Source organism: Mycobacterium sp., assembly GCF_036490025.1.
Taxonomy (GTDB): Bacteria; Actinomycetota; Actinomycetes; order Mycobacteriales; family Mycobacteriaceae; genus Mycobacterium.
Map to the genome: position 1 here is coordinate 1 of NZ_DASXEP010000184.1, position 4,000 is coordinate 4,000.

The 4,000-nt window shown below is 66.2% G+C and carries 4 protein-coding genes and 1 pseudogene; all 5 read left to right on the forward strand.

Annotated elements, in window-relative coordinates:
- Nucleotides 1-459 (forward strand): acyl-CoA dehydrogenase family protein (locus tag VGG53_RS21840; RefSeq protein WP_331520207.1); only part of this gene is annotated, 459 nt, incomplete at its 5' end.
- Entirely contained in the window at nucleotides 456-1,487 is a 1,032-nt protein-coding gene (locus VGG53_RS21845) for an acyl-CoA dehydrogenase family protein (RefSeq protein ID WP_331520208.1), read from the forward strand. The genes VGG53_RS21840 and VGG53_RS21845, both read left to right, overlap by 4 nt.
- Nucleotides 1,488-1,497: 10 nt before the next feature.
- Nucleotides 1,498-2,640, forward strand: coding sequence for an acyl-CoA dehydrogenase family protein (locus VGG53_RS21850; protein WP_331520209.1), 1,143 nt, complete (start codon nucleotides 1,498-1,500; stop codon nucleotides 2,638-2,640).
- A 111-nt stretch (nucleotides 2,641-2,751) separates the two neighbouring features.
- A complete protein-coding gene (locus VGG53_RS21855; RefSeq protein WP_331520210.1) occupies nucleotides 2,752-3,492 on the forward strand; it encodes a FadR/GntR family transcriptional regulator in 741 nt (246 codons plus the stop codon).
- A pseudogene (locus tag VGG53_RS21860) lies at nucleotides 3,489-4,000 on the forward strand (PaaI family thioesterase); the annotation flags it as partial. The gene VGG53_RS21855 and the pseudogene VGG53_RS21860, both read left to right, overlap by 4 nt.

Consider the following 4,000-nt stretch of genomic DNA (forward strand, 5'->3'; position numbering starts at 1 on the left):
GCGATGCACCTCATGCAGTACGAACGCGGCATGTACGGCTACGCCGTGCTGAACAAGGTGCTCACCGAGCTGAGCCGGCTGCGGGAAGACATGGTGATCGCCGGCGCCACCGACGCGCAGCGCCGGCGCTTCGCCCGGGTCTACGTCGACGTGGTCGCCGCCCAGGCCCGGACCGCCACCACCGTGCGGCGGCTGGCCGCGGGCGAATCGGTCGGCGCGGACAGCAGCATCGACAAGCTGCTGTTCGGCCGCGCCGAAAAGGAAGTGAACGACCTGGTCCTCGAGATCGGCCGGGAGCAGATGATCGCCGGGACCGGTCGCGGCGGTGCGGCATTGAGCACCGCCCGGGCCGAGTGGTGGTATTCGCGGGCCGCCACGATCATGGGCGGCACCGCCGAAGTGCAGCGCGGCATCATCGCCGACCACCTCCTCGGGTTGCCCAAGGAGAAGCGCCCATGAGCACGCCAGCTCAGCCGATCGACGAGTCGTGGCCGATGGTCGAGGAGGCGGTGTTCCGTCTCTTCGAGGAGCTGGCCGGCAAGTCCGGCAACGGAACCGCCCCGGCGGCGACATCGGGCTCGGCGGAACACGTGGCGATCGGTCCGCGTCTGGCCGAGCTGGGTTGGTCGGACATCGAAGCCGAGTATCCCGTTGAGGCCTGCGAGCTGTTGTTCCGCGCCCAGGGCCGGTCGCTGACCCTGACCGACTGCCTGGATCGCGTCATGTTGGCCGAGCTCGCCGGACTGCTCGACGAACCCGCCGACCACGTCCTGCTACCCGGCCTGACCCCTGGACATATCCCGGGCTCCGACGACGACCGGGTGTCGGGCATCGTGCTCGGTCCACTCGAGGGTCGGTTGGTCGTCCCGGTGTCGGGGCCGATGGGAACGGTATCGGTCGGTGTGGTCGACGCGTCACGGCTCGACGGCGAGCGGATGGACACCTTCGACGCGTCGGCGTTCTGGACTCGGGTGAGCGGTCCGCTGGACGCCACCCTGGTCGAGGCGTCCACCGAGTGGAGCCGGGCGATGGCCGCGGCCCACCGGGCGCTGGCCACCGAATTGGTCGCACTGGCCGAGCAGGCGCTGCGCATCGCGGTCGAACACGTCAGCGTGCGTGTGCAATTCGGCGCCCCGATCGGGTCGTTCCAGTCACCGCGTCACGCGCTGGCCGATGCGTCGGCGTCGCTGGCCGGCGCGCGGGCGCTGCTCGGCGAGTCGTGGCGCTACGGCGGCCGGCTGTCGGCGGTGACCGCCAAGGCCGCGGCCGGGCGCGCGCACCGCGCGGTCAGCGACGTGGCGCTGCAGGTATGCGGCGCGATCGGCCTGACCGCCGAGCACGACCTGCACCGTTATGTCACACGCGGCTTTCAGGTCGACGCGCTCTGCGGGTCGCACGATCTGCTCGAAGCGCTGCTCGGTGAGCGGCTCTTCGAGATCTACGCTCCGGGCCGTGCGCTGCCCGCCATCGTCACCTGGGCCGAGTAGAGGGAAGTCCATGCGCCGCAACATCTTCGACGAGATCCACGATGACTTTCGAGCCACCGCCCGCGAGTTCTTCGAGCGGGAGTGCGTGCCCAACGTCGAGAAGTGGGAACGAGACGGCAAGGTCAGCCGCGAGGCGTGGCTGGCTGCCGGCCAACATGGCCTGATCGGGTGGGAGTTCGACGAGAAGTACGGCGGCCTGGGCGTCAAGGACTTCCGCTTCAACCAGATTATTTCCGAGGAGATGTTCCTGACCGGATCGGTCGGCATCGGCCTCGGCGTCCAAAACGACATCCTGATGCCCTATATGAACAACCTCACCACCGAGGAGCAAAAGGAGCGCTGGCTGCCCAAATTCGTCTCCGGGGAATACATCGGCTCCATCGCGATGTCGGAACCCGCGGCCGGATCCGATCTCGCCGGCATCAAGACGACTGCCCGTGACGAGGGCGACCACTGGGTGGTCAACGGCCAGAAGACATTCATCAGCAACGGCCTGCTGTCCAAGCTGGTGCTCACCGCCGTGAAAACCGACCCGACGGCCCGACACAAGGGCATCAGCCTGCTGATGATCGAGGACGGCATGGACGGGTTCACCCGCGGCCGCAAGCTCGACAAGATCGGCCAGTTCTCTGCCGACACCGCCGAGCTGTTCTTCGAAGATGTCAAGGTGCCCAAGGAGAACCTGGTCGGCGAACTCAACCGCGGCTTCTACCATCTGGTGTCCAACCTGCCCAGTGAACGGGTCGGCGTGGCCTGTTATGCGTTACCCGCCGCTCGTCGAGCCCTGGACCTGACCAAGGCCTACGCGTTGGAGCGCACCGCGTTCGGCCAGCCGATCGGCAAATTCCAGGTCAACCGGCACTTCCTCGCCGAGATGCAGACCAAACTAGACGCGGCGCAGACGTACCTGGACCAGTGCGTGCTCTCGGTCAACGACGGCACATTGTCGGATCAGGATGCTGCCGGCCTGAAGTGGTGGACCTCAGAAGTTCAGTGGGAGATCATCGACCGCTGTCTTCAGATGTACGGCGGCTACGGCTATATCAACGAGTACGAAGTGGCTCGGCTGTGGCGCGATTCTCGGGTGCAGCGGCTTTACGCCGGCACCACCGAGATCATGAAGGACCTCATGGGCCGCGCTATGGGGTATTGATGGTGACGTTGCTAACTGGCGGTCGCCAATCCCGGGCTCGACCCGCCGATTCGGATAACCTGCTAAATGGTTAGTTAATTCGCGTTTTTTCGCATAACGGTGGAGGTTGCAATGGAGGTCACCAGTCTTCGGGAACCGAAGATGGCCGATCGGGTGGCCACGGTGCTGCGTCGGATGTTCATCCGCGGCGAGATCACCGAAGGCACCATGCTGCCACCGGAGTCCGAGCTGATGGAGCGCTTCGGGGTGTCCCGGCCGACGCTGCGGGAAGCGTTTCGGGTGCTCGAATCGGAGTCGCTGATCCAGGTGCAACGCGGGGTACGCGGCGGCGCGCGGGTAACCCGCCCACGTCGCGAGACGCTGGCCCGCTACGCGGGCCTGATCCTGGAGTACGAGGGTGTCACGGTCAAAGACGTCTACGACGCGCGAGTAACCCTCGAGGTGCCGATGGTCGAGCAGTTGGCCAAGGACCGCAGCCCCAAGGTGATCGCCGAACTCGAGCAGATCGTCGAACGCGAGTCGCAACTGAACCCCGGCAGCGAAGCCGTCGATCAACTCACCGACTTTCACGCCGCAATCGCGCGGCTGTCCGGCAACAGCACCCTGCAGATCGTCAGCGACATGTTGCATCACATCATCGAAAAGGCCAACCGCTCGCTTCAACCCACCAAGGGCACCCGTGCCGAGCAGGCGGTCCGCCGGTCGGCGAAGACCCACCGGATGGTGCTGGACATGATCAAGGACGGCGACGCCGAGAAGGCCGGCCAGCTCTGGAAGCGCCATCTCCAGAAGGCAGAGGAGTTCGTCCTGTCAGGGTCCGAATTGTCCACTGTCGTCGACCTTCTCGAATGACCGAAGTCGACAACCGAACCAACGAGCACGATCTCGAGACGCCCGATTCCATCCAGGTTCGGTTCGGCATCTCCTACGTCGAGTCACGCCCGGCCGAAGCCGTTGCCGCGCTGAGCATGCCGATGGAGCGATTTCGCAATCCCTTCACCGGCGCCTCGACGGTCGGGCCGTTGGCCGTTCTCGTCGACGCGGCCGCCGGCATCGTCAACCATTACCGGCGGCTGCCCGGGCAGTGGACGGTATCCAGCGAGTTGTCGATGGACCTTGCCGTCGACGGCGTCGGCGACCTCGACGGTCCCGTGCTGGCCACCGCGCACGCCTTCGGGCCGCTGGGCGCGACATCGCTGGGGATCTGCACGCTGACCTACCGCGGAACGGTGATCGGCGGCGGCACGGTGCGGTCGTTCTTCATCGACGCCGATGACGTTGTCCCCCAACAACGGCCGGAGACGCTGCGGAGGTCGGCCGAAACCACGTTCGCCGACCTGATGGCGGCCCACGTCATCGA